The organism is Streptomyces sp. CA-135486, from assembly GCF_050936555.1.
In the GTDB taxonomy this organism is placed as follows: Bacteria; Actinomycetota; Actinomycetes; order Streptomycetales; family Streptomycetaceae; genus Streptomyces.
The window spans coordinates 768,993-792,988 of the sequence record NZ_JBNJMM010000001.1; the positions used below are offsets into that span (position 1 = coordinate 768,993).

At 70.3% G+C, this 23,996-nt stretch carries 17 protein-coding genes; 8 read left to right on the plus strand and 9 right to left on the minus strand.

Annotated features, from left to right (window positions below):
* Window positions 1–4 precede the first annotated feature (4 nt).
* Entirely contained in the window at window positions 5–1,219 is a 1,215-nt protein-coding gene (locus ACQEVG_RS03565) for an LCP family protein (protein WP_432976833.1), read from the minus strand.
* 106 nt (window positions 1,220–1,325) lie between these two features.
* Here ACQEVG_RS03565 and ACQEVG_RS03570 point away from each other — a divergent pair, with 106 nt between their 5' ends.
* Window positions 1,326–1,874 carry an acyl-CoA thioesterase gene (locus ACQEVG_RS03570; protein ID WP_432976836.1) on the plus strand — a complete coding sequence of 183 codons (549 nt, stop codon included), beginning with the start codon at window positions 1,326–1,328 and terminating at the stop codon, window positions 1,872–1,874.
* Window positions 1,875–1,919: 45 nt separating this feature from the next.
* Here ACQEVG_RS03570 and ACQEVG_RS03575 read toward each other — a convergent pair whose 3' ends face one another.
* A complete protein-coding gene (locus ACQEVG_RS03575; RefSeq protein ID WP_432985031.1) occupies window positions 1,920–3,284 on the minus strand; it encodes an LCP family protein in 1,365 nt (454 codons plus the stop codon).
* Between the two features lie 233 nt (window positions 3,285–3,517).
* On the opposite strand from ACQEVG_RS03575, the gene ACQEVG_RS03580 reads away from it, so the two are divergent.
* Complete coding sequence (locus tag ACQEVG_RS03580; protein ID WP_432976839.1) at window positions 3,518–4,528, plus strand: glycosyltransferase family 2 protein; 1,011 nt, start codon at window positions 3,518–3,520, stop codon at window positions 4,526–4,528.
* A gap of 63 nt (window positions 4,529–4,591) precedes the next feature.
* Here the strand turns inward: ACQEVG_RS03580 and ACQEVG_RS03585 are convergent, their stop codons facing one another.
* The 4 genes from ACQEVG_RS03585 to ACQEVG_RS03600 form a co-directional block, all read right to left on the minus strand.
* Window positions 4,592–6,331, minus strand: coding sequence for an LCP family protein (locus ACQEVG_RS03585; RefSeq protein WP_432976842.1), 1,740 nt, complete (start codon window positions 6,329–6,331; stop codon window positions 4,592–4,594).
* A gap of 51 nt (window positions 6,332–6,382) precedes the next feature.
* The gene (locus tag ACQEVG_RS03590; RefSeq protein WP_432976845.1) at window positions 6,383–8,137 is read right to left on the minus strand and encodes an LCP family protein; all 1,755 of its coding nucleotides are present in this window, start codon (window positions 8,135–8,137) and stop codon (window positions 6,383–6,385) included.
* A gap of 221 nt (window positions 8,138–8,358) precedes the next feature.
* Window positions 8,359–9,951, minus strand: a complete 1,593-nt coding sequence (locus ACQEVG_RS03595; protein ID WP_432976848.1) for an LCP family protein — start codon at window positions 9,949–9,951, stop codon at window positions 8,359–8,361.
* Window positions 9,952–10,134: 183 nt separating this feature from the next.
* A complete protein-coding gene (locus tag ACQEVG_RS03600) occupies window positions 10,135–10,887 on the minus strand; it encodes a TIGR03089 family protein (protein WP_432976851.1) in 753 nt (250 codons plus the stop codon).
* 127 nt (window positions 10,888–11,014) lie between these two features.
* On the opposite strand from ACQEVG_RS03600, the gene ACQEVG_RS03605 reads away from it, so the two are divergent.
* From ACQEVG_RS03605 to ACQEVG_RS03615, 3 genes are all read left to right on the plus strand, one after another.
* A complete protein-coding gene (locus ACQEVG_RS03605; protein ID WP_432976854.1) occupies window positions 11,015–12,274 on the plus strand; it encodes a peptidoglycan recognition protein family protein in 1,260 nt (419 codons plus the stop codon).
* A gap of 107 nt (window positions 12,275–12,381) precedes the next feature.
* A complete protein-coding gene (locus ACQEVG_RS03610; protein WP_432976857.1) occupies window positions 12,382–13,464 on the plus strand; it encodes a sugar phosphate nucleotidyltransferase in 1,083 nt (360 codons plus the stop codon).
* A 156-nt stretch (window positions 13,465–13,620) separates the two neighbouring features.
* The gene (locus ACQEVG_RS03615) at window positions 13,621–14,664 is read left to right on the plus strand and encodes a DNA-3-methyladenine glycosylase family protein (RefSeq protein WP_432976860.1); all 1,044 of its coding nucleotides are present in this window, start codon (window positions 13,621–13,623) and stop codon (window positions 14,662–14,664) included.
* A 10-nt stretch (window positions 14,665–14,674) separates the two neighbouring features.
* On the opposite strand, the gene ACQEVG_RS03620 is transcribed toward ACQEVG_RS03615, so the two are convergent.
* The 3 genes from ACQEVG_RS03620 to ACQEVG_RS03630 all read right to left on the minus strand — a co-directional run bounded on the left by ACQEVG_RS03620 (window position 14,675) and on the right by ACQEVG_RS03630 (window position 17,624).
* Window positions 14,675–15,988 (minus strand): coenzyme F420-0:L-glutamate ligase, encoded by a 1,314-nt coding sequence (locus ACQEVG_RS03620; RefSeq protein ID WP_432976863.1) that lies wholly within the window; start codon window positions 15,986–15,988, stop codon window positions 14,675–14,677.
* On the minus strand, window positions 15,985–16,953 hold the full coding sequence (gene cofD / locus ACQEVG_RS03625) for a 2-phospho-L-lactate transferase (RefSeq protein ID WP_432976866.1): 969 nt from the start codon (window positions 16,951–16,953) through the stop codon (window positions 15,985–15,987). Before cofD ends, ACQEVG_RS03620 begins: the two co-directional genes overlap by 4 nt.
* Window positions 16,954–17,123: 170 nt before the next feature.
* The gene (locus tag ACQEVG_RS03630) at window positions 17,124–17,624 is read right to left on the minus strand and encodes a cysteine dioxygenase (RefSeq protein WP_432976869.1); all 501 of its coding nucleotides are present in this window, start codon (window positions 17,622–17,624) and stop codon (window positions 17,124–17,126) included.
* Between the two features lie 664 nt (window positions 17,625–18,288).
* Between ACQEVG_RS03630 and ACQEVG_RS03635 the strand changes: the two genes are divergently transcribed.
* The 3 genes from ACQEVG_RS03635 to ACQEVG_RS03645 all read left to right on the plus strand — a co-directional run bounded on the left by ACQEVG_RS03635 (window position 18,289) and on the right by ACQEVG_RS03645 (window position 23,995).
* Window positions 18,289–18,552 (plus strand): WhiB family transcriptional regulator, encoded by a 264-nt coding sequence (locus tag ACQEVG_RS03635; RefSeq protein WP_023541320.1) that lies wholly within the window; start codon window positions 18,289–18,291, stop codon window positions 18,550–18,552.
* 182 nt (window positions 18,553–18,734) lie between these two features.
* Window positions 18,735–22,448, plus strand: coding sequence for a glycosyltransferase (locus tag ACQEVG_RS03640; protein ID WP_432976874.1), 3,714 nt, complete (start codon window positions 18,735–18,737; stop codon window positions 22,446–22,448).
* Window positions 22,445–23,995 carry a DUF5719 family protein gene (locus ACQEVG_RS03645; protein ID WP_432976877.1) on the plus strand — a complete coding sequence of 517 codons (1,551 nt, stop codon included), beginning with the start codon at window positions 22,445–22,447 and terminating at the stop codon, window positions 23,993–23,995. The genes ACQEVG_RS03640 and ACQEVG_RS03645 overlap by 4 nt, the downstream gene beginning before the upstream one ends.
* The last annotated feature ends 1 nt before the right edge of the window (window position 23,996 follow it).

Genomic DNA, 23,996 nt, shown 5'->3' on the forward strand with positions numbered 1-23,996 from the left:
GGTGTCAGCGGTCCGAGGTGACCGTGACCTTCTCGTCGTTCTTCAACTGGTCGACGAGCTGCTTCACCTTCGTCTTGTCCCAGACCAGGTTCCCGCCCCTGCTGCCCGAGATCGGCATGTTCATCGACGTGCCCTCGCCGCCCGTCACGCCCTTCATCGCGAAGAACATCTGGCCCAGCGAGAACAGGCTCATGTCCTTGTCGACGATCAGCGTGTCCAGGCCCGCGCCCATCGTCGGGTAGAGCTTGAACGGGTTGAGGATCGTGCCCGGCGTCGCCGACTGGCTCGCCAGGGCCGCGAGGAACTTCTGCTGGTTCTTCGTACGGTCCAGGTCGCTCTGCGCGAAGGCGTACCGCGTGCGCACGAAGGCCAGGGACTGCTCGCCGTCCAGTGTCTGCTTGCCCGCCTGGAAGTCGGCGCCCGAGTTCTTGTCCTTGAAGGCCTTCGGGATGTCGATCTCCACGCCGCCGATCGCGTCCACGATGTTCGCGAAGCCCGCGAAGCCGATCTCGACATAGTGGTCGATGTGCAGGCCGGTGTTGTGCTCGACCGTACGGACAAGGAGCTCCGGGCCGTCCTCCGCGTACGCGGCGTTCAGCTTGGTGTGGCGGCCCTTCGCCGGGAAGAGCTTGCCGGACTGGGAGCCCTTGAACGACGGTATCTCCACGTCCGAGTCACGCGGCAGCGAGATCAGCGTCGGGCCGTTGGAGCCGTCGTGCAGGATCATCATCGAGTCGGTCCGCTTGCCCTCGGCCGAGCCCGTGTGGAGCTTCTTCTTCTCCTCGGCCGACATGCCCTCACGGCTGTCGGAGCCGACGATCAGATAGTTCGTGCCCTCGCCCGCGCCCGGGCGCTCGATTACCTTCGAGAGGTCGACCTCGCGCTTGAGCTTCGAGTCGGCCCAGAAGTACGTGCCTATGGAGACGGCGAGCAGCGCCACTATCAGGACCAGCGAGCCGATCTTGAGGCGGCGGCGCCAGTTGGGGGCGGGGCGGGCGTAGGGCCCGCCGGAATGCGGCGGGGCGCCGTTTCCTCCGCCCTGGCCTCCGTAGACCTGGCCCGTGTTGTAGCCGCTGTCGTAGGCGGTGTCATAACCGTCGTCGTATCCATGCGACTGCTGCTGGGGGACCGGTCGTCGCTGCACATGGCGCATCACGCGAGCGCTTTCGGGCTGCGCGCCCTGGCTGCCGCGTCCGTATCCTTCGGGCCAATCGTTCATGCGGACCAGTGTGCAGGCCGGGGCTCGTGCCTCACAGGGGTGGTGAGGAATCGCACCAGGGCTGTTGCGATTCTGATGCAATGCGGCCCGGCATATGGTGGAGGGCATGACAGACCAGGCTCAGCGACCGGAGTCAGAGATTCCGGGCAAGCCCACTTCGGCATCCCGTACCACCTTGAGTCACATCATGACCGGCAGTGACACCAACCTTCTCGGCACGGTGCACGGCGGCGTGATCATGAAGCTGGTGGACGACGCGGCGGGCGCGGTCGCGGGCCGTCACTCGGGCGGACCGGCCGTCACCGCCTCCATGGACGAGATGGCTTTCCTGGAGCCGGTCAGGGTCGGCGACCTGGTGCATGTGAAGGCGCAGGTCAACTGGACCGGCCGGTCCTCCATGGAGGTCGGCGTGCGGGTGCTGGCCGAGCGCTGGAACGAGTCGACGCCGGCGACCCAGGTCGGCAGCGCGTACCTGGTCTTCGCGGCGGTCGACGGGGACGGCAAGCCGCGTCCCGTACCGCCGGTGATCCCGGAGACGGAGCGGGACAAGCGCCGCTACCAGGAGGCACAGATCCGCCGCACGCACCGGCTGGCCCGACGCCGGGCGATCCTGGAGCTGCGCGCGAAGCGCGCGGCGGAGGGCATGGAGGACTAGGGGTCTGGGGGCCTGGGGCACTGGAGGCTTGCCCCCAGTCACGAGCTACGGGCACACCACCTGGTCACCCGTCACCACTCCGAATTCCCCCTCGAGCGCATTCTCCGCGCGGACCGGCGTCACCCCCTTGTACCTCGTCCCCACCGTCACCTTCAGCGTCGGGCCCTGGCGCTTCACCGCCCGCAGTTCGCAGCCCGGCAGCGCCGCCGCCAGTGATCTCGCCGAGCGGTCCCAGCGTGGGTCGTATCTCACATAGGTACGCCGCACCTCCGCGCCGGCCCTGCTCTCCGGCGTACGCGTCGTATTGAAGCCGGTCGCCCGCAGCGCGTCGTCGACCTTCCGGCCAAGACCGTCCGTGCGCGTGCCGTTGTAGACCTGGACCCGGATCTGCCGCGGCGACACATCGACCAGCGTCGCCTTCGGCTGCTGCGGGCGGTGCGGTGCGAGCGGCTTGTCCTCGCGGAGCATCCGGAAGAGCTTCGACGACTTCGGCTCGTCCCACTTCAGGGTGGAGCCAAGGCCCTTCACCGGGTGGCCCCCACCGCTCACCGGCACGGACGTGAACTCCGACGACGCCGCCGTGAAGCCCCGCATCGCCCGCCCCAGGGCGAGCATCTCCTCCGTCCCGAAGCCCTGATCCGCCCGTACGGAGTTGAGCATCGTCGACGCGACCTCACGGAACTTCACCGGGTTCAGCAGCACCCCACTGCTCGTCGCCTGGTTGATCAGTGCCGCGACGAAGCGCTGCTGGCGCTGCATCCGCCCCAGATCCGCCGCTCCGTCGATATGGCGCGAGCGCACATACTGCAACGCCTGTCCACCGCCGAGCTTGTGTGTGCCGATACCGAGGTCCAGGCCGGTGTATGAGTCCTTCATCCGCCGCGCCGTGCACACCTCCACCCCGCCCAGCGCGTCCACCGTCTTCATGAAGCTGGTGAAGTCGACCTCCAGATAGTGGTCGATCTTGACCTTCGTCATCTGCTCGACGGTCCGCACCGTCAGTGCCGGCCCGCCCTCCGCGTACGCCGCGTTGAGCTTCACCGGATGCGCCCCGTGGTGACTGCCGGTGGTCTCGTCGGTGTGCTCCGGGATCTCCGCGTAACTGTCCCGCGGCAGGCTCACCACACTCGCCCGCTCCCGGTCCTGGGAGATGTGCACCAGCATGATCGTGTCGGTGCAGTGGCAGGGCGCTCCCCCCAGCCGGTACTTGCGCTTCTCCTCCCGCGTGATCTTGTCGCGGCCGTCCGTGCCGACCAGCAGGAGATTCATGCCGTGCCCCGCCTCGGGCCGGTTCTTCATGTCCTTGAACGGATCCACCCGGCTGATGCCGGTGTCCAGGCTGGTCACCACCGCGTGCCCGATGCCGCCCGCGCCGAGCACCAGGACCGAGAGCGTCGTCGCCACCCGCACCCCCCAGCGCGGCCGCTGGACCGGCCGTCTGGTCCGGTACTGGGCGTTCGGCCGGGGACGGGCGGAGCGGGGCGGCGTGGGCACGAGGGGATACCTCCGCGGGTGACAGAGGGGATACCTCCGTGAGTGACAGGGGGGATCGCGCACACCGTAGGCCGATACGATCTGCGGCCACCGGCACCGACCCGGCCGCCGCGCCTCCGTGTCCCCCATTCGCGGTAACGTGGCGCCCGATGAACGCCACGCCCCCTGTCTCCGTGATCATGCCGGTCCTCAATGAGGAGCGGCATCTGCGCAACTCGGTCCGTCACATCCTCGAGCAGGACTACGACGGCGAGATGGAGGTGGTGATCGCGCTCGGGCCGTCCACGGACCGCACCGACGAGATCGCCGCCGAGCTGGTACGCGAAGACCCCCGCGTCCACACCGTCCCGAACCCCACCGGCCGCACTCCCGCCGCGCTCAACGCAGCCATCAAGGCCTCCCGCCACCCGATCGTGGTACGCGTCGACGGCCACGGCATGCTGTCCGCGAACTACATCGCCACCGCTGTCCGTCTCCTTGAGGAGACCGGCGCGCAGAACGTCGGCGGCATCATGCACGCCGAGGGCGAGAACGACTGGGAGCACGCCGTCGCCGCCGCCATGACGTCGAAGATCGGCGTGGGAAATGCCGCATTTCACACCGGCGGTCAGGCAGGCCCGGCCGAAACCGTGTATCTGGGTGTCTTCCGCCGCGAGGCGCTGGAGCAGCAGGGCGGCTACAACGAGGAGTTCATCCGCGCCCAGGACTGGGAGCTGAACTTCCGCATCCGCGAGGCGGGCGGAATGATCTGGTTCTCGCCGGAGCTCAGGGTGCAGTACCGGCCGCGGCCCTCCGTCAGGGCGCTCGCCAAGCAGTACAAGGACTACGGCCGCTGGCGCCATGTCGTCGCCCGCTACCACCAGGGCTCCATCAATGTGCGCTATCTCGCCCCGCCGACGGCCGTCTGCGCCATAGTGGCGGGCTTGGTGGCCGGCGTGGCCCTCACCCCGGTCGGCTTCGTCGTCCCGGCGGGCTATCTGGCCGCGATCGTCGTCGGATCCCTCCCCGCCGGCAACGGCCTGCCGCTCAAGGCGCGCCTGCAGATCCCTGTCGCGCTGGCCACCATGCACATGTCCTGGGGTTACGGCTTCCTGACCAGCCCGCGCGCTCTGGCGAAGAGGGTCATCGCGAGCCGTCGGCCGGCCGTGAAGACCGCCTGATCAAGCCACGTACGCGAAGGAGCCCCGGGCATCCGCACCGGGGCTCCTTCGCGTACGCGTGAACTACCAGGTGAAACCGGGCTGGATCGCCATGCACTCCTTGTCGTTGCCGCCGTTCAGCGGCCGCGCCGACGTCGGCGTCTTGTTGTCGTCCTTCGCCGCCGTCTTCGGGTAGGTGTCGCCCTGCCGCCAGTCCGCGCCCACGATCAGCGCGATGCCGGTGACGTCCGTCGACTTTTTCACCGAAGTCAGCGGAATCCCGAGGGACTTGGCGACCGCCTGCGCATCGCCCTCCAGCTCGGCGTTGGAGAAGCGGATGACCGTGCTCTCCTGCGGGTTGGTCGTGGCGTCGGCCTGCGCCCGTGTGAAGCCCTTGCCGGAGAGGATCCCGGCGACCGCCGTCGCCCGGCCCTTCTCGGCGATCCGGCCGTCGCCGCCCGTGCCGTTCTGCACCATCACCGCGGTCTCACCGGGCGCGGCGGCCGGGTCCTTGGAGACGGCCGGAGCCGCCGGCTTCTTCTTCGGCGCCTTGCCGTCCAGCGGAATGTCCTCACGGACCATCCGGAACAGCTGCTCGGCGTCGACCGGCTTCGGCTCGACCTTGCCGCTGAAGCCCTGCCGCTGGGTGTAGAAGTTCGGCATGGTCGTCATGGTGATCCGGTCGGTCGGGACGCTCTTGAGCTCCTCGCCCAGGTCGTAGAGCTCCTTGACGCTGCCGATGCCCTTGTCGACGGTGAGCGCGTCGATCGCGGCCTCGGCGAGATTGCGCAGCTTGGCCGGGTCGGTCAGCTTGGTGTTCTTGCGCAGCTCACGGACCATCGAGTTCATGTACATGTGCTGAGCGTGCGTACGGGCCAGGTCGGTGCCGTCCTCGAAGCCGTAGCGCGTCCGCAGCCACTGCAGCGCCTGCTCGCCCTTGACCGGGTGCGTGCCCTCTTCCATCTTGAGGCCGGAGCCCTGGCCCTGCCTGTTGCGCGAGTTGACGTTCTGCCTGACGCAGACAGGCACGCCGCCGATGGCGTCCGCCATGGAGACCACACCGGCGAAGTCGATCATCATGAAGTGGTCGATGGTGATGCCGGTGAGGTTGTACCAGGTGGCCACCGTGCAGCCGGGGCCGCCGCGGCCGAGCGACTCGTTCGTCGGCCTCAAGCCGGTGGCCGCAAATGTCTTGCCCTTGCTGTCCGTGCACTCGGGGATCTTGACCAGGGTGTCGCGCGGCATACTGATCACCGAGATATTGCTGCGGTCGGCGGAGACGTGCACCAGCATCTGTACGTCCGCCAGCGGCGTGCCGCCGAACGTCTTCCTGGCGCCGCCGAGCTCCTGGTTCTTCTTGGAGTCCCGCGCGTCCGAGCCGATGAGCAGGATGTTCAGCGGGACCTGACCGGCGGCGTTGGCCTGATGGTCGCGCATCTTGCCGCCGAGGTTCAGCTCGTCCTTCTTGAGCTTGCTGTTGAGGTGCTCGTAGTACAGATATCCGGCGCCGGCCGTGCCGAGTATCAGCAGCGACAGCACGGACGCGACCCAGCGCAGAACGCGTCGCTTGCCGCGTTTTCCGTGTCTGTGGGGGCTGCTGTGCCGGCGACCGGGCGCGCGGCCGTCCCCAAAGGCCCCTGAGCCCTCGGCCTGCGGGCTGCCGTGCTGCTCCGCCGTACGGGCCTGACGGCCGGTCCTGCCGCGACGGCCACGGGCGGCGTGGTCGTCGCCCCCCTCGCCGTACAGGCTGTCGTCCCAGCCCAGATCGCGGGCGTGCGGGACGCGGTCACGCGTCCCCTCTCCCCGCACGCTGTTCTTTCCCACCCCGGGTCCCCCCTGTTGTTCAGGTGCTCCTCATGACCCGGTGTCACGGGGTCACTTGGCGCACACCTGTTTGTCCGCTTCGACCTTCTGCACACCCTCCGGCGCTTTCGCCGGACCGGTGATGGGCACACCAGCGCCCTTGAAATCGGATCCGAGGGTCAGCGTCATCGCCTCACGTCCCACGGCGTCCTTCGTGCCCGGCTGCAGCGCCGTGGCAGGCAGACCCATCAAGTCCGCGAGCTTGCGGGCCTGATCGGCCTGGTTCGGCGCGTACACCAGCGTCGTCCTGGCGAGCTTGGCGGGCGCGTTTCCCTCGTTGCTCGACTTCAGTACGCCTTCCTCGTTCTGCAGCCAGGTGAGGGTCGACAGCGCCGCCCCTTGCGTCTCGCTGCCGTTGAAGACGGCGACCCGCACGTCGGCCGCGGCTGCCCGCGGCCCCTTGAGCAGGGCGGCCTGCTGGTTCTTGGCGTCCTGCTCCTTCTGCTTGACCTCGGTGAGCGAGGTGTCGTTCTGGATCATCGAGAACAGCGGCTGTGCCTTGCTCTCGTTGAGCAGCACGGTCGCCTTGTCGGTGTTGTCGACCACCGGCACGGTCGCGAAAGTGATGTTCTTCGGGTTCACCTTTGCCAGCTCCATGCCGAGATCGCGCAGCCGCGAGATCTTGCCTATCCCGCTGTCGACCGTGAGTGCCTTGGTGGCGGCGTCGGCCAGGTCCCACATCTTGCTGGGGCTGGAGAGGGTGTCGCTCGACTTCATCTTCCGGATCAGCGAGCTCAGGAACTGCTGCTGGATCTCGATCCGGCTGAGGTCGCCGCCGAAGCCCACCGAGTGCCGTGTGCGCACGAACGCCAGCGCCTGCTCACCCTTAATGACGTGCTTGCCCGCCGGGAGGTTCAGTTTGGAGTCCTTGTCGTTGATGTCCTTGGCGAGGCAGACCTCGACACCACCGACCGCGGTCGTCATGGACTTCACTGCGTTGAAGTCGGCCATCATGAAGTGGTCGACGGTGACTCCGGTGATCTTTTGCACCGTGCGCATGGTGCAGCCGGGGTCGCGGCCCTCCTGGCCGAGGCTCTCGTTGAACCGCGTCTTGCGCGTACCGCCGATGTCCTTGGTCCCCTCTGCGGTCTTGGTCTCGCAGGTGGGGATGTCGGTGATCAGGTCGCGCGGGATGGACAGCGCCGTCGCGTTCGTCCGGTCCTTGGAGACATGGAAGAGGATCGTGGTGTCGGCGTGCCCGACGCTGTTCTTGTCGCCGTAGCCGTCATTGCCCTCGCCGGACCGTTTGTCCGTGCCGATGAGCAGGATGTTGATGGCCTGGTTCTTGTTGAAGCCGCCGGAGCCCGCGCCCGCGACGTCGACCGTGTTCAGGTTCGAGTCGAAGTGCTGGTAGACGAGGTACGCGCCGACGGAGCCGGCGACGACGATGAAGGCCATCACACCGCCCGTCCACAGCAGCGCCTTCTTCTTGCGCGACGCGGGCTGCTTGCGCTTGCGGCGGCCGGCGGTGGGGGGATTCGTACCGCCGGAGGCACTGCCCGCGCGGCGGGAGCGCTGCCCCGGCACCTCCCGGCCGGGCACCTCGCGGCCGGGGGCCGCGGTCCGGCGGGCCTGGCGGCTTCCGGGCGCGGGCGTTCCCGAGGCGGCGCTGTTCGAGGCGCTGCCTCTCGCAGCGCTACCTCTCGGCGGAGACGACTGCTGTGCGGATTGGTCCAGTCGCAATTCGTAATTGCCGGTCTGCGGGTTGAATACCCACTGGTCGGCGGGGTCGATCTCGTCCGCCCGCCCACGGCTTTGCGCATCCACGGTTGCCTGAGTCCTCCGTCGGTGCCACGCGAGGCGCCTCCCCCGAAGGGCGCTCGGTCTTTCGATGCAGCAGTGCGCGACCCAAGGTCGGATGCACCGGATCGCGTCACACTATCCGCCCAGTTCAACGTCGAGCGACGTCCGTGACAAATTCCTCGGCCCTTACAACCGGGCAATCCGCCCAATCTTCATGGACCGCGGCCCCTGACTTGGTCATCGCTTTACTCACACGTGCCCACAGCGGCATTCGTGCCGGAGAAAGTGGGCGCCGGAGTGGGGCTCGCGGTGCCGGTGTCGTCCGGCCTCCCGTCGGTCGACGTCTTCTTGTCGCTCTTGCCCTCCTTGCCCACGGGGACGACCGCGACAGGCGTGTCCTCGCGAAGCCGCTTGAAGAGCTGACTCGCCTCGGGCTGGACGAGTTCGTCGCGGTTCGGATCGGCGCTGTACGGCTGTCGCGGAACTGTCAGGAATTGCACCTTTTCGGTCGGGATACTGCGAATGGAGCGGGTCAGGTCATACAGATCTTTCAAGGAATCCAGGCCCGGGTCGGTGGTCAGCGACTTCGTCGCCGCGTCGAGCACCGGGTAGAGCCGGGTCGGATTGAGGAGTACGCCATTGCTCTGCACCTTCTTGACGAGCGCGCCCAGGAACTGTTGCTGGCGTTCCATACGTTCTGTGTCGCTGCCGTTGCCGATGGACTTTCGGGCCCGTACGTAACCGAGCGCCTCCTCGCCGCTCAGCGTCTGCTTGCCGGCGGGCAGCCTGAGATGCGCGTCGGCGTCGTCGATCGGTTCCTTGAGGCAGATCTCGACCCCGTGCACGGCGTTGACCATGCCCTTGAAGCCGCTGAAGTCCACCACCATGTGGTGGTCGATGCGGATGCCGGTGAAGCGCTCGACGGTACGGATCGTGCATGCCGCGCCGCCGAACTCGAACGCCCAGTTGAACTGAGCGAACTGCTCTCTCGTCCGGGTGCGGTCGGGCTGGCGGCAGCTAGGAATGTCGACCATCAGGTCGCGCGGAATGGACATCGCCGTAGCGCTCTGCCGGTTGGCCGCGATATGCAGCAGGATCGTGGTGTCGGAGCGCTGGCTGCCGCCGTCGTCGCGGCCGTACTTGCTGTTGCCCTTGCCGGAGCGGGTGTCGGAGCCGAGGAGCAGGATGTTCTGCGCGCCGAGCGCGACGGGCGTGGGGCGCTCCTTCTCGTACGTCTCGAGCTCGGCGGCGGCGGTGGTGTCGGTGGTGATGTTGGCGTCGAGCTTGCGGTAGAACCACCAGCCGACACCGGCGGCGGCGAGGACGACGACCGAGGTACCGAGGGCGGCCCAACGAAGCCAGTGGTGCTTGCGGTTGGGGGTCTGGGCCCCGGGTCCGGCTGCGGCCTCGCCGTCCGTACCGGCGTCGGTGGCCGCGTCCGTGGCCGGCTTCGTCTCCGCTTCCATGCCCGACGGCGTGCTGTCGGCGTCCTTACCGGCCTTCCCGCGCGCGTCCGCGGGGTCCGTGTTCTTGCCGGCCTTTCCCCCCGCGTCCGTGCCGGCCTCGCCGACCGTGTCCGTGCCGGAGTCCGCGCCCGTACCGGCCTCGCCGGCCTTTCCCGCGTCCGTGCCGGAGCCCGCGCCCGTGCCGGGGTCCGCGTCCGAGTCGGAGTCGGCATTCGTGGCGGCGGCCTTCCCGGCCGCCGTACCCTCCGCGTCCGTACCGGCAGTGCCCGGGGCGGCTCTCGGCGGCTCGGCGCCGGTACCCGCGTCGGGCTTCGCCGGCTCGTCCTCGGCCGGGCCGTCCGGTTCGGCGGGCGTGCCAGCACTCTCCGTCACTTCTGCGTCCATCCTTCATGGCGTCGGCGGCGCGCTGGGTCGCCGATCGCAGGACTAGACGGCTGAACCTCGCGCTTGGTTGTGCGTTGAAGCACGCGTATCGCCGATCATCCACCGGAGTTGAGGCTGGAGCCCGGGGGCTCGGCCCGGGTGTGCGCCAAGCGGGTGGACCTCAGAGGCTTGTCATACCGCGGTGTTGGTGACGCGCTCGCTTTCGATCCGCTTCTCGAGGCCTTCCTGGGACAACGTGTCGAGGTGCCGGCACAGGACGACCGACCCGCCGGCGGCGAGCGGCGCGTACAGACCGGTGGACAGCCCCTCCCACGTGTCGTATCCGCGCCCCGTGAGCAGCCGGGAGCCGGGCGTGAGCCCCAGTTCGCCGGCGTCGGCGCGGGCCCGCTCGACGAGCTGGGCACCGGTCAGTTCGCTGCCGCCGACACTGATCGCGGGCGCGTCCGGATCCACCGGCGCGTACGCAGCGAAACGGTCGCCCTGGCTCGGCACCTCGACCGCGTAGTCGGCGTACCCGGCGGGAGGGGCGGGGAAGCGGCGGCCGAGCGGCGCGAGCGACAGGGCAATCCGCTCGCCGCCGCAGGCGAGCCCGGCGTCGAACTGCCCGGGTCCGGCGACGACCAGATCGGCATCGGCCGGATCGCCGCCCACCTCCGCCGTCACCCCGACCGAGGCGCAGGCGAGCAGCCAGACCGCGCTCTGCCAGTGCGCCGGAAGCAGCAGCGCGAGCCGGTCGCCGGGCGCGGCGGCGAGGTCGCCCTGGAGCAGATTCGCCGTCTTGGCCACCCAATTGGCGAAGGTGGCGACGGACAATTCGACGCGCTCACCGGTGGCGTCGTCGTAGAAAGTGACCAAGGGGCGGGCCGGGTCCGCGGCGAGCGCGGATCGCAGCAGGTCGGCAGGGGTGCGGTCGCTGGCGTTCACCCGCGCAAGCGTACGCGGCGGGGCGGGGCCGCGACCTCCGTACCGGTGACGGGTTCCACCGGTCGGACCGATGAGCAGTCAGTTTTCCGTCGAGCGGAGTCGGCGGTACCGGCCCAGGATCTTGTTCATGCGTGGATTTCTTGCTTACTCGACCGGCGTCGCGTGCACAGCCGCGCTGGTTCTTCCGTTCTCGTTGTCCTCCGGCGCTCATGCCGCGTCCCCGCAGGTGCCGGATGTACCCGGCTCCACCCAGTCGCTGCCTCTGGAGGTGATCGGGCCCCGGGCGACGGACGAGCCTCTCGGCCGTGCGGCGGAACAGGGGTTGACCGAGCGTGACGTCAGACCCTTCTCGCTCGTCGGCGTCGTCTGGGACGACGTGGACACCGAACTGCACGCCACGGTCCAGGTCCGCACCCGGGCAGTCGGATCGGCACGGTGGTCGGGCTGGCGCGACGTGGAGACGCACAACGAGGAGCACCGGGCCGACCGCGGCACCGAGGAGAGCGACTCGGGGAAGGTGCGCGGGTCGACGGCCCCACTGTGGGTGGGGGAGTCGGACGGTGTCGAGGTACGGGTACAGGCGGGCCGGACCGAACGTGCCCCGTTGCCTCAGGGCTTGCGCCTCGAACTCGTGGACCCGGGCGCCGCGCCCGACCCGGCCGACCGGACGCCCGAGGACGCGCCCGCGGACGCGCTCGAGGAGCCGGACGTACTCCCGGCCCTCTCCCCGGAGGAGACCAAGGCACAGGCAGCTGTCCCCGAGACGGCCGAGAAGCCGTACATCGGCCCGCGCCCGAGCATCATCACGCGCAAGGGATGGGGCGCCGACGAGTCGCTGCGCGAGAAGGAGTTCGCCTACACGACGACCGTGAAGGCCGCCTTCGTGCACCACACCGCCACCGGCAACAGCTATACCTGCGCGCAGGCGCCCTCCGTCCTGCGCAGTATTTACCGCTACCACGTCGTGAGCAGTGGCTGGCGCGACATCGGCTACAACTTCGCCATCGACAAGTGCGGAAACATCTACGAAGGACGCGCGGGAGGCGTGGATAGGGCGGTACTCGGCGCACACACGCTGGGATTTAACAAAGACAGCATGGGTATCGCCGTGCTCGGCACGTACAGTCTCTCCACTCCGCCGGCGGCAGCGGTGACCGCCATTGCCAAGCTCACCGCCTGGAAGCTCGGGCTGTTCGGAGCCAATCCGAGCGGCAAGGTGGTGCTGACGTCAGGAGGGAGCGGCAAGTACGCGAAGGGCGTGAAGGTCAACTTCAATGTCATTTCCGGACATCGGGACGGGTTTTTCACCGAGTGTCCGGGAGGCCTCCTCTACAGCAAGCTCGGCACCGTCCGGAGCGCCGCGGCCACGTACCAGGGACGTGACTGACGTCGGTGACGGGGAATGCATCGACCCACTGCCTACACTGCCGGTCTCGTACGCGTTGACCCCGACGAGCGACCACGCCGGCCCCAGCAGGAAGCAGAGACGACAAGGTGACAGAAGCGATCCTCCTGGTCGGCGGCAAGGGCACCCGGCTGCGCCCGCTCACCGTCAACACACCGAAGCCGATGGTCCCGGCGGCGGGCGTCCCGTTCCTCACGCATCAACTGGCGCGGGCCAGGGCGGCGGGGGTCGAGCACATCGTGCTCGCGACGTCGTATCTGGCCGAGGTGTTCGAGCCGTACTTCGGTGACGGTTCCGAGCTCGGCCTGCACCTGGAGTACGTCACCGAGGAGGAGCCGCTCGGCACGGGCGGCGCGATCCGCAACGTCGCGTCACGGCTGCGGTCGGGCCCCGAGGACCCGGTGCTGATCTTCAACGGGGACATCCTGACGGGCCTGGACATCGAGGCGCTGGTCGCCACACACCGGTCGTCGGGCGCGGATGTGTCGCTCCACCTGACCCGGGTCGAGGACCCGAGGGCCTTCGGCCTGGTGCCGACGGACGCGACGGGCCGGGTCCGGGCCTTCCTGGAGAAGCCCCAGACCCCCGAGGAGATCGTCACCGACCAGATCAACGCGGGGGCGTATGTGTTCCGCCGCTCGGTCATCGATTCGATCCCGACGGGCCGCCCGGTCTCGGTCGAACGCGAGACGTTCCCCGAACTTCTCTCCTCCGGCGCCCATCTCCAGGGCATGGTCGACTCCACTTACTGGCTGGACCTGGGCACCCCCCAGGCCTTCGTCCGCGGCTCGGCGGACCTGGTGCTCGGCCGCGCGCCCTCCCCGGCCGTCCCGGGCCGCTGCGGCGACCGCCTGATCCTCCCCTCGGCCTCGGTGGCCCCCGACGCCAAACTCTCGGGCGGCACGGTCGTCGGCGCGAACGCGGTGGTCTCCTCGGGCGCCCGCATCGACGGCAGCGCGCTCCTGGACGGCGCGATCGTGGAGGAGGGCGCGGTGATCTCGTCCTCCCTGATCGGCGCGGGCGCACGGATCGGAGCACGCACGGTGCTGTCGGGGGTGGTCATCGGCGACGGCGCGGTGGTGGGCGCGGACAACGAACTGCGCGACGGGGCGAGGGTGTGGTGCGACGCGGTGCTGCCGGGCTCGTCGGTTCGCTTCTCCTCGGACCAGTAGGTAGGCCCCCATCGCCGGACGGGCTTGTTTTCCCGCCCGTCCGGCGATGGAGGTGCGCGGTCCGGGGCGGAGCCCCGGTTACGGGAAAGGGCGGGGCGGCGGAAACAACACCGCCTACCCTCAGAGGGCGCACCCCGACCCCCAAGGACCCCCGCCGTGTCAGCACGCTTCACCCCCCGCCCCACCGGGACCACCATCCGCGGCGGCGAGACCGTCGTGCCCACAGGCGTCCCACGGCAGGCCACCACCCACAGGGCCGCCGCCCGGCCCGGCGCTCCGAACGGCGCCCGGGCCGCCGCCCGGACGCGGCGGTGGACTCCCCCCGGTCCCCTGGACCTCGGCCTCGTCCTCGGCCCCCTCCGCCGCGGACCCGCCGATCCCACCTTCCGTATCACCCCCGACGGCTCCGTCTGGCGCGCCACCCGCACCCCCGCAGGCCCCGGCACCCTCCGCGTAGCGATGCGCGGCGGCACCGCAGAGGCCGAGGCCTGGGGCCCCGGCGCGGAATGGCTGCTTGAGCAGCTCCCCGCGCTGCTCGGTGAGGGCGACGACCCCGACGCCTTCACCCCCCGCCACCGCCTCGTCGCTGCCTCCCAGCACCGCCGCCCCGGCCTGCGGCTGACCCGTACCGCGCTCGTCCTCGAGTCCCTGATCCCCTCGATCCTGGAGCAGAAGGTCACCACGGACGAGGCATACCGCGCCTGGCGGCTCCTCGTACGGAAGTACGGAGAGGCCGCCCCGGGTCCGGACGCCCGCCTGCACGTGATGCCCGACCCCCGCACCTGGTCCCTGATCCCCTCCTGGGAATGGCACCGCGCCGGCGTCGACAACAAGCGCGCCTCCACCATCCTGCGCGCTGTCCGCGTCGCCCGCCGACTGGAGGAGGCCGCGGCCATGGAGCCCGAACAGGCCCAGGAACGGCTCGAGTTGATCCCCGGCATCGGCCCGTGGACCTCCGCCGAGACCATCCAGCGCAGCAACGGCGCCCCGGACGCCGTCACTGTCGGCGACCTGCATCTGCCCGGCATCGTCGGCTACGCCCTCGCGGGCGACCGCAACGCCGACGACGCGGCCATGCTCGAACTCCTCGCCCCCTACGCCGGCCAGCGCCACCGCGCCGCCCGTCTCATCCTGCTCAGCGGCCGTACCCCGGCCCGCCGCAAGCCGAAGATGCCCCGCGGCGACATCGGCAAGCTCTAGCGGACAAGCGTCAGCGGACCTCGATGAACGCGGAAGCCTCCCGCGTCGGCCGCGGCCGCGGCTCTCCGGCCGCATGCCCCACCGCCACCGCTCCCATCGGCTCCCACCCGGCCGGCAGCCCCAGCACGTCCCGTACGACATCGCGGCAGAACATCGTCGACGACACCCACGCCGACCCCAGCTGCTCGCCGGCCAGTGCCACCAGGAAGTTCTGCACGGCGGCGCCCGCCGCGACCACGAACATCTCGCGTTCGGCGCCGTCGCGGCGCGGGTCCCCGTACCTGTGCGAGCCCTCCATCACCATGCAGGGCACGACCAGATAGGGCGCGCGCCGCAGCACCTCGCCGCGCCGCACCCGCTTCGCGATGGACTCCTCGCTCTTGCCGTCGCGCCGCAGATCCGAGATCCACGCGTCCCGCATCGCGTCCAGCAGCCCGGTGCGCGAAGCCGCGGATTCGAGCAGTACGAACCGCCACGGCGTCGTGTGATGCGGCGCCGGAGCCGTCACGGCGGCCGCGACCGCGCGCCGCACGGCGCCCGGATCCACCGGCTCGTCGGTGAACTCCCGCACGGTACGGCGCTGGGTGACCGCCTCCCGTACCGCCTCGGAGGTCCCCAGCCGGAACATGTCGTCGGCCGCAACCCGCACGATCGCCCGGGCGGCGTCACCGGAGCCGACCAGCTGCGGCAGCCCGCGCACCACCGCGACCGGCAGCCCTTCGGCCTTGCCCTTCACCAGGTCGCCCGCCGCGGCGAGTTCGTCGGCGACGGCCACGACCGTCGCGCTCAGCGGATTGCCGTGCGCGTCGACGCCGCCGCGCAGATCATCCAGGACCCGCACCCCAGCCGCGCCGATCGCCACATCGGTCAGACCGTTGCGCCAGGGCCGCCCGAAGGTGTCCGTGACGACCACGCCGACGTCCACGCCGAGCGTCTCCCGCAGCCCCGTACGGATCGCCCGCGCCGAGGCATCGGGGTCGTCGGGCAGCAACAGCACTGTCCCGGCAGCGGTGTTGGAGGCGTCGACGCCGGCGGCCGCCATCACCAGGCCCTGCCGGTTCTCGACGATACGAAGGGTGCCGCGCCGCGCCACCACCCGCACCGTCTCCGCGTCGATGGCCGCCTCACGGTCCGTCGCGGCGACGACCCGCCCCTCCGCCTTGCTCACGATCTTCGAGGTGACGAGCAGGACGTCCCCGTCCACCAGGCCCGGCTCGGTGGCGGCGATCAGTTTGGCGATGTCGTCGCCGGGGCGGACCTCGCCGAGGCCGGGCAGCGCCCAGACCCGGTAGCCGGGCGCGTTCACGGCCGGCGGCGAGCTCACGCCCGTACCTCTTCGGCCAGTGCCAGTGCCTGCCGCGCCATCTCGGCGGCCGCGTCCACGTCCGTCATCAGCAGCGGCACGGACCGGCAGCGGATTCCCGCCGCCTCGACCTCGGAGACCGCGCCCTCGTCGACGGTGTCGACGAGCCAGCCGTCCAGCAGTCCGGAGCCGTAGTGCTGGGCGACGGCCGCGGCCGTCGACTCCACGCCCACCGCCGCGAGCACCTTGTCCGCCATGCCGCGCACCGGCGCGTCCCCGACGATGGGGGACAGGCCCACGACCGGTACGCCCGCGTCGGCGATGGCCTCGCGGATCCCTGGCACCGCCAGGATCGTGCCGACACTGACGACGGGGTTGGACGGCGGGAAGAGTATGACGTCCGCGGCGGCGATCGCCTCCAGCACGCCGGGCGCGGGCTTCGCCTGGTCCGCGCCGACGGGCACGACCGCCTCCGCGGCCACCGACGCCTGCAGCTTCACCCAGTACTCCTGGAAGTGGATGACCTTCTTCTCGCCCTCGATCTCGACGGCCACATGCGTCTCGACGCGGTCGTCGGACATCGGCAGCAGCCGCACGCCCGGGTTCCAGCGGGCGCAGAGCGCCTCCGTGACGGCGCTGAGCGGATAGCCCGCGGCGAGCATCTGCGTACGGACGATGTGCGTGGCGAAGTCGCGGTCGCCGAGCCCGAACCACTCGGGGCCCACGCCGTACGCCGCGAGCTCCTCCTTGACGCTGAAGCTCTCGTCCCTACGCCCCCAGCCCTGCTCCTCGTTGATGCCACCGCCGAGGGTGTACATCACGGTGTCGAGGTCCGGGCAGACCTTGAGTCCGAACAGATGGATGTCGTCACCGGTGTTGCCGATCACCGTGACGGCTGTGTCTGCGGCGTCGCCGCCCACGGCCTGCTTGAGACCGCGGAGGAAACGGGCGCCGCCGATGCCGCCGGCCAGAACCACAATGCGCATACAGACAGTCTGTCAGGCGCAGCCTGATCGTTTGAGGGGTGGTGGTCGGGCGACGGGTGGGCCTGTCAGGCGCAGCCTGATCGTTTGAGGGGTGGTGGTCGGGCGACGGGTGGGCCTGTCAGCGCAGCCTGATCGTTTGAGGGGTGGTGGTCGGGCGACGGGTGGGCCTGTCAGGCGGATACGACATCCCGGTCGGCCGGGGAGCACTGGGAGCTGTGCATCGGCATATCGGTCAGACCCGGGTAGTAGATGTGCAGGCTGACCGCGGGCTCGAGCGAATCGTTGACCACTTCGTGCACATAGCCGGGCGCGAACACGCGCTGCGAGCCCGCCGCGAGCGACCGCGACGTCTGCTCGGTGCGCTCGGTGAGCTGGCCGTCGAGGACGGTCAGCACCCCGGAGGAGAGGCCGTGGTCGTGCAGTCCGCTGCCCTGCCCCGGGACCCAGGACAGCAGCCACACCTCGTAGCCGGGGCCGGTGTGCAGCCGGTGGTACCAGCGGGTGGTGGTGTCGTACTGGACGAGGTGGGCCCATTGCGCGCGGTCGTCGGCGATGGCGCGGGCCAGACCGACGAAGTCGGCGACGGTCGCCGGGTGCTCGCGGGCGGGCTGGAGAAGGTGCTGTACGGCGAGGATGTCGCCGGCGATCTGGAGGTCGCTGTCGCTGTTCATGGGTGCGGTGGTTCCTCGGCAGAGAACGTGCAGTGCTGGGGTGTCGCAGACTCGCGGGTTGATCTACATGCGAAGAGATGCTGGAGCGCTACGGCGCATCAACAGCTGGAACAGCAACAGCGGGCCTGGACAGCGCTGCGGAACCCACGGAGGGGCGTCGCGGAGTGCACTGAGGTCGCTGGCATGTCATCAAAGGTGACGGTTGGCCGCTTTGCTTGTCAACTCAATGACCGATTTGGTGGCAATGTTTCACCTCATCCGGTTACGGCGTCTGGAGAAAGGTTTGTGCGGCGGTGGTCGCGGAGACATGGCGCTGCAACCGCGCTCCGTAAACGCCGCCGCGCTCCCGTGATCGGATTGTGATCCGGATCGCTTCAGTGGCTCGATCGCAACAAGATCGAACCCTGCGACGTCTTTCCTCGTGAGCCGCTGATGAGTGGCTGGTGAGGGGGGAGCGCGGGCTGGCCGCTGGCATGTGTCAGGTTTTTGATGATTTGAACACTTTCCGCATAGCCTTGGTTCCACAGAGTGAATACCGGGCCCAATAGCAGATCTCGGCTTGACTGGCCCGTATCCACACACTTGTAATTTCACTCGTGTCGTTCGGCCGAAATCGATAGCTGCGACATCACGGGGACGCGATAAAGACAGACGAGGGGCGCACATGACCGAGCTGTTCGAACAACTGCTGGTCGAGGACGCGGACGAGGAACTCGGCTGGCAGGAGCGCGCGTTGTGCGCCCAGACCGATCCCGAGTCCTTCTTCCCCGAGAAGGGCGGATCCACCCGCGAGGCCAAGAAGGTCTGCCTCGCCTGCGAAGTCCGCTCCGAATGCCTCGAGTACGCCCTCGCCAACGACGAGCGATTCGGCATCTGGGGCGGCCTGTCCGAGCGCGAACGCCGCCGGCTGAAGAAGGCCGCCGTCTGAAGCCCGACCCGGCACCCGCGGCCCGACCAAACACCACAACCACGTACGTAAACCACGGTCCGCCGACTGCATCCTCACCGCAGTCGGCGGACCGCTCTTGTGCCAGCCGTTAGTGTGGGGCCCCGTCAAAGACGCTCCAACGCCCCTACGGGGCGACCCCCGGCCGGAGGGCCCGTACCTCAATGTCCGCCACCACAGCCGCGTTCGCCCCCGCACAGCCGCCCGAGTTCCCGCGGCATGTCGTCACCGCCGTGCTCGTCTCCCACGACGGCGCGCGCTGGCTCCCCGACGCCCTCGCCGGACTTCTCGGCCAGGAACGCCCCGTACAGAACGTCATCGCCGCCGACACCGGCAGTGCCGACGACTCCGCGCGGCTGATCACCGAGGCACTCGGCGCCGAACGCGTACTGCACCTCGCCCGCCGCACCGGCTTCGGCGCCGCCGTCGACGAGGCAGCCCGCACGGCCGGCGTCCTCACCCCCGACGATCTGCCCTATCTGAAGCGGCCCAGCGGCTGGGACCCCGTCAGCAGGACATGGCGCGACGACGCGTACGACATGCCCGAACTCCCCCACGGCGAACCCGTCCAGTGGCTGTGGCTGCTCCACGACGACTGCGCGCCCGCCCCCGACGCTCTCGCCGAACTGCTGCGCGTCGCCGACTCCGACGAGTACGCGGCCGTCGTAGGACCCAAGCTCCGCGGCTGGTACGACCGCAAACAACTCCTCGAAGCAGGCGTCTCCATCGCCAACAGCGGCCGCCGCTGGACCGGACTCGACCGCCGCGAACAGGACCAGGGACAGCACGACCAGATCCGCTCCGTCCTGTCCGTCTCCTCCGCCGGCATGCTGATCCGCCGCGACGTCTTCGACCAGCTCGGCGGCTTCGACCGGCGACTGCCCCTCATGCGCGACGACGTCGACCTGTGCTGGCGCGCCCACTCCGCGGGGCACCGCGTCCTCATCGCCCCCGACGCCGTCATGCGGCACGCCGAGGCCGCCGCCCGCGAACGCCGCACCGTCGACTGCGCCGGCCGCTCCGTAGCCAGCCCGCACCGCGTCGACAAGGCGGGCGCCGTCTACACCCTCCTGACCAACGCTCGCGGCGCCGTCTTCCCCTACGTACTGCTGCGCATCGTCTTCGGCACCCTGCTGCGCACGCTCGCGTATCTCGTCGGCAAGGCACCCGGTCAGGCCGTCGACGAAGTCATGGGACTCTTCGGCGTTCTGCTGAGGCCGGAGCGGATCATCGCGGGACGCCGCAGACGATCGCGGCGAGCGGTCGAGGCGAGCGACCTGCGACCGCTCTTCCCGCCGCCCGGCGCGACCGTCCGCGCCACTGTCGAACAGGTCGCCGGCCACTTCGGTGCCGGTTCCGACTCCGAATCGGGCGGCTCCCGGCACGGCGCCGTCGAATCGGGACCCGGCGGGGACGACGCGGACTTCCTGGAGATCGAGCAGTTCGCGCGGCTCAAGAAGATCGCCCGCAAGCCGGGTCCTCTCCTCTTCGCCGTACTGCTCCTCGTCTCGCTCGTCGCCTGCCGTGGCCTGTTCGGCGGCGGATCGCTGGCCGGCGGCGCACTGCTGCCGGCCCCCGCCGACGTCTTGGGCCTCTGGTCCCGCTACGCCGACAGCTGGCACCCCCTCGGCACCGGCGGCACCCAGACCGCACCCCCCTACCTCGCGCTGCTCGCGATCCTGGCCACGCTCTTCCTCGGCTCCACCGGCTTCGCGCTCACCGTGCTGCTCGTCTGCTCGGTCCCGCTCGCCGGGCTCACCGCCTACTTCGCATCCCGCCCCCTCGTGGAATCCCGGCTGCTGCGGGCCTGGGCGAGCGTCGCGTACGCCTTCCTGCCCGCCGCGACCGGCGCACTCGCCGGCGGCCGGCTCGGCACGGCCGTCCTCGCGATCCTGCTGCCGCTCATCGCCCGCGCGGGCGCCGCGGCCCACGGACTGCGCAGCAGCGGCAGCGGACGCCCGAGCTGGCGAGCCACCTGGGCATACGCCCTCCTGCTCAGCTTCACCATGGCGTTCACGCCCATCGTGTGGCCGCTCGCGCTCGTGCTGGGCATCGCCGTCCTCGTACTGCGCCGCGACGACATCAGGGCGTACGGGCTGCGCTTCATCGCCGCCCTCGGTACCCCGCTGCTTGTCCTCGCACCCTGGTCGCTCACCCTGCTGACCAGCCCTTCCGCCTTCTTCCGTGAGGCCGGACTCGAATTCGGCGCCGGGTCGGCGAGCGCGCTCGACCTCCTCGGCATCAGCCCGGGCGGCCCCAAGGCCGCGGGCGGCGTCCTGCTCATCGGCATCGTGCTCGCGGCACTCGCCGCCCTGCTGCGCGGTGAGCGGCAGTTCGCGATCCGCACCGCCTGGGCCGTCGCCCTCATCGCGCTGGTCTTCGCGGTGATCGCCAACGGCTCGGCGTGGGCGGGACCCGCCACCCTCGTCTACGGAATCGCCCTCCTCACCGCGGCCGTACTCGGCGCCGAAGGCGGCCGCGAGCGCGTCGCCGCCCAGAGCTTCGGCTGGCGCCAGCCGGTCGCCGGGCTCATCGCGCTCGCGGCCGGCCTCGCGCCCCTCCTCGCCGCGGGCAACTGGATGCTCAGCGGGGCGACGGGCCCCCTGTCGCGGCGCGACCCGGTTCAGGTCCCCGCCTTCGTCGCCGAGGAGAGCGACACCCGCGACCAGCCGCGCACCCTCGTGCTCGGCGGTTCCTCCCCGGCCAAGGTCTCGTACACCCTCGTCCGCGGCTCCGGCGGCCGCCTCGGCGACGCCGAGCTCGCCGAGGCGGGAGGCAGCGACGCCCGGCTCGACAAGATCGTCGCCAACCTCGTCGCGGGCTCCGGCGCCGACCAGACCAGCCAGCTCAGCGGCTTTGCCATCCGTTACGTACTCGTACGCGACGGAGCGCCCCGCCAGACCAGCCGCGTCCTGGACGCGACGCCCGGCCTGAGCCGCCTCAGCCAGCTCGACGGCAGCGCACTGTGGAGCGTCGACCGCCAGGTCGCCCGGGCCACCATCGTCACCGGCAAGGGCGATCCGCTGCCCGTCGCGTCCGACGCCGTCGAGGCCCACGCCAAGGTCCCGGCCGGTGGATCCGGGCGGGTGCTGCGCATCGCGGACCGCGCGGACGAAGGCTGGCGGGCCACTCTCGACGGCCGTGAGCTGAACAAGACGGTCGTCGACGGCTGGGCCCAGGGCTTCGAACTCCCCGCCGGGGGTGGCCGGCTGGACCTGACGTACGAGGACCCCGCCACCCACACCGGCTGGATCTGGGCGCAGGGCGGGCTCGCGCTGGTGCTGGTGGTGCTCGCACTGCCGGGCAGGCGGCGGGAGTTCGACGACGACCTGCCGGAAGAGGAGATCGCGGTACCGGCGCAGCCGGTGGCGGGCGAAGGGCGCCGGGCACGCAGGCTGCGCGCTCAGGCAGAGGCGGAGGCGGAGCTGGAAACGGATGCGGGTGCTGCGGACGCTGCCGTGGCAGCCGACCCGTACGCCCAACTTTCCGCCGAACAGGACGCCTTCGCGCAACAGCAACAACAACCGCTGGAACCGCAGTCGCCGTACGCGGCGGTGCCGCAGCAGCCGCAGTACGGCGAGTGGGACGCACAGTCGTACGCGGATGCCGGATATGCCGCCCCGTACACCAACGAGCAGTACCAGTACGGCAATGGGCAGTACGCAGGTGAGCAGCACGCAGGGGAGCAGTACGGCGCCGAGCAGTACGGCGGTGATCAGTACCGGCAACAGCCGTATCAGGCCGGCCAGTACCAGGACCCGTATCAGACGGCGTCGTACGGAGACGGGCAGTACGACCCCTACTCCTACGGCGAGACCGACCAGCACCCCGACCCGAACGGCAACCCCGGCAACGCAACGCGAGGCGAGTCAGAGTGAACCGCACCACCATCTCCCTGCTCGCCGCCACCACCGCACTCGCCGCCGTGACCGGAATTGCCGCGCTGACCGCACCGGACGGCGGGGCGGTCACGGAGGCGAAGGCCCCGACGCGGCTGCCTGTCGAACGTTCCAGCCTGCTCTGCCCCGCGCCGAGCAGCTCCGAGCTCGCTCAGACGCAGTACACCTCCTTCACCCCGGCCGGGAAGTCGGCCGACGCGAAGGACGGAACGGCCGAACTGAAGCAGTCCACGGCGGTGTTGACCGACCCCGGCTCTGCGACGCCCAAGAAGGACGGGGCCAAGCAGGGCACCGACGCGGCGAAGGGGCCGAAGAAGCCGGCGCCGGACAAGGCGGTGCTCGCGCTGAAGGAGCCCGGCAAGCCTGTCGGGGCCGATGCCGGCGGCGGCGACGCTCCCGCCCTCGTCGGCACCGCCACCGGGCGCCTCGCCCCGGGCTGGACCGCCCAGCAGACCACCACGGTGACCGCGGGCAGCGCGCGCGGCGTGCTGGGAGTCAGCTGCACCGGCCCGGACACCGACTTCTGGTTCCCCGGCGTGTCCACGGCCGAGAACCGCCAGGACTATGTCCACCTCACCAACCCGGACGCCGGCGCGGCCGTTGCCGACATCGAGCTCTACAGCAAGGACGGGGCCCTCAAGACCACGCTGACCGAGGGCATCCCGGTCCCCGCCGGATCCAGCGTCCCGGTTCTGCTCTCCACGCTGACCTCCGAGGCGGCCGCGGATGTGACGGTCCATGTCACCACCCGTACGGGCCGCGTGGGCGCGGTGGTCCGAGCGGCCGAGGACAAGACCGGCAGCGATTGGCTGACCGCGTCGGCCGATCCGTCGGGCACGGCGGTGCTGCCCGGCATCCCGGCGGACGCCACCTCGGTACGCCTGGTGGTCTTCGCGCCGGGCGACGACGACGCCGATCTGAAGGTGCAACTCGCGGGCGCCACCGGCAGGATCACCCCGGCCGGACACGAGACGGTGCACGTCAAGTCGGGGATGACCGCGAGCGTCGACCTCCAGGACGTCACCAAGGGCGAGGCCGGATCCCTGATCCTCAGCCCGTCCCAGACCGGCCGGGCCACCCCGGTGGTCGCGGCGCTGCGCGTCGTGCGCGGCAAGGGCGACAAGCAGGAGGTCGCGTTCATCCCGGCGACCGCGCCGGTGGGGGCGCGGGCGACCGCGGCCGACAACCGGGCCAAGGGCTCGACGCTCGCGTTGACCGCGCCCGGCACGACCGCGCAGGTGAAGGTCACGGCGTCGGCGGGCACCGGGGGCGGCACCCCGGTCGTCAAGACGTACACGGTCAAGGCAGGTACGACGCTGGCCGTCACCCCGCCGGTGCCGGCCGGGCTGAAGGGTTCGTACGCGCTGACCGTCGAGACGCAGTCGGGCGGCCCGGTGCACGCGTCTCGCATGCTGGCGCTGCCGCAGGACGGCATCCCGATGTTCACGGTGCAGACGCTGCCGGACGACCGGGGGTCGGTGGCGGTGCCGGAGGCCGAGCAGGATCTGTCGGTACTGGACGACTGAC

Bases quoted from the DNA above. Each gene is read 5' to 3' on its own strand.
- ACQEVG_RS03565 (WP_432976833.1), bottom strand. From the start codon at position 1,219: ATGAACGATTGGCCCGAAGGATACGGACGCGGCAGCCAGGGCGCGCAG.
- ACQEVG_RS03570 (WP_432976836.1), top strand. From the start codon at position 1,326: ATGACAGACCAGGCTCAGCGACCGGAGTCAGAGATTCCGGGCAAGCCC.
- ACQEVG_RS03580 (WP_432976839.1), top strand. From the start codon at position 3,518: ATGAACGCCACGCCCCCTGTCTCCGTGATCATGCCGGTCCTCAATGAG.
- ACQEVG_RS03605 (WP_432976854.1), top strand. From the start codon at position 11,015: ATGCGTGGATTTCTTGCTTACTCGACCGGCGTCGCGTGCACAGCCGCG.
- cofD (WP_432976866.1), bottom strand. From the start codon at position 16,953: ATGCGCATTGTGGTTCTGGCCGGCGGCATCGGCGGCGCCCGTTTCCTC.
- ACQEVG_RS03630 (WP_432976869.1), bottom strand. From the start codon at position 17,624: ATGAACAGCGACAGCGACCTCCAGATCGCCGGCGACATCCTCGCCGTA.
- ACQEVG_RS03635 (WP_023541320.1), top strand. From the start codon at position 18,289: ATGACCGAGCTGTTCGAACAACTGCTGGTCGAGGACGCGGACGAGGAA.
- ACQEVG_RS03640 (WP_432976874.1), top strand. From the start codon at position 18,735: ATGTCCGCCACCACAGCCGCGTTCGCCCCCGCACAGCCGCCCGAGTTC.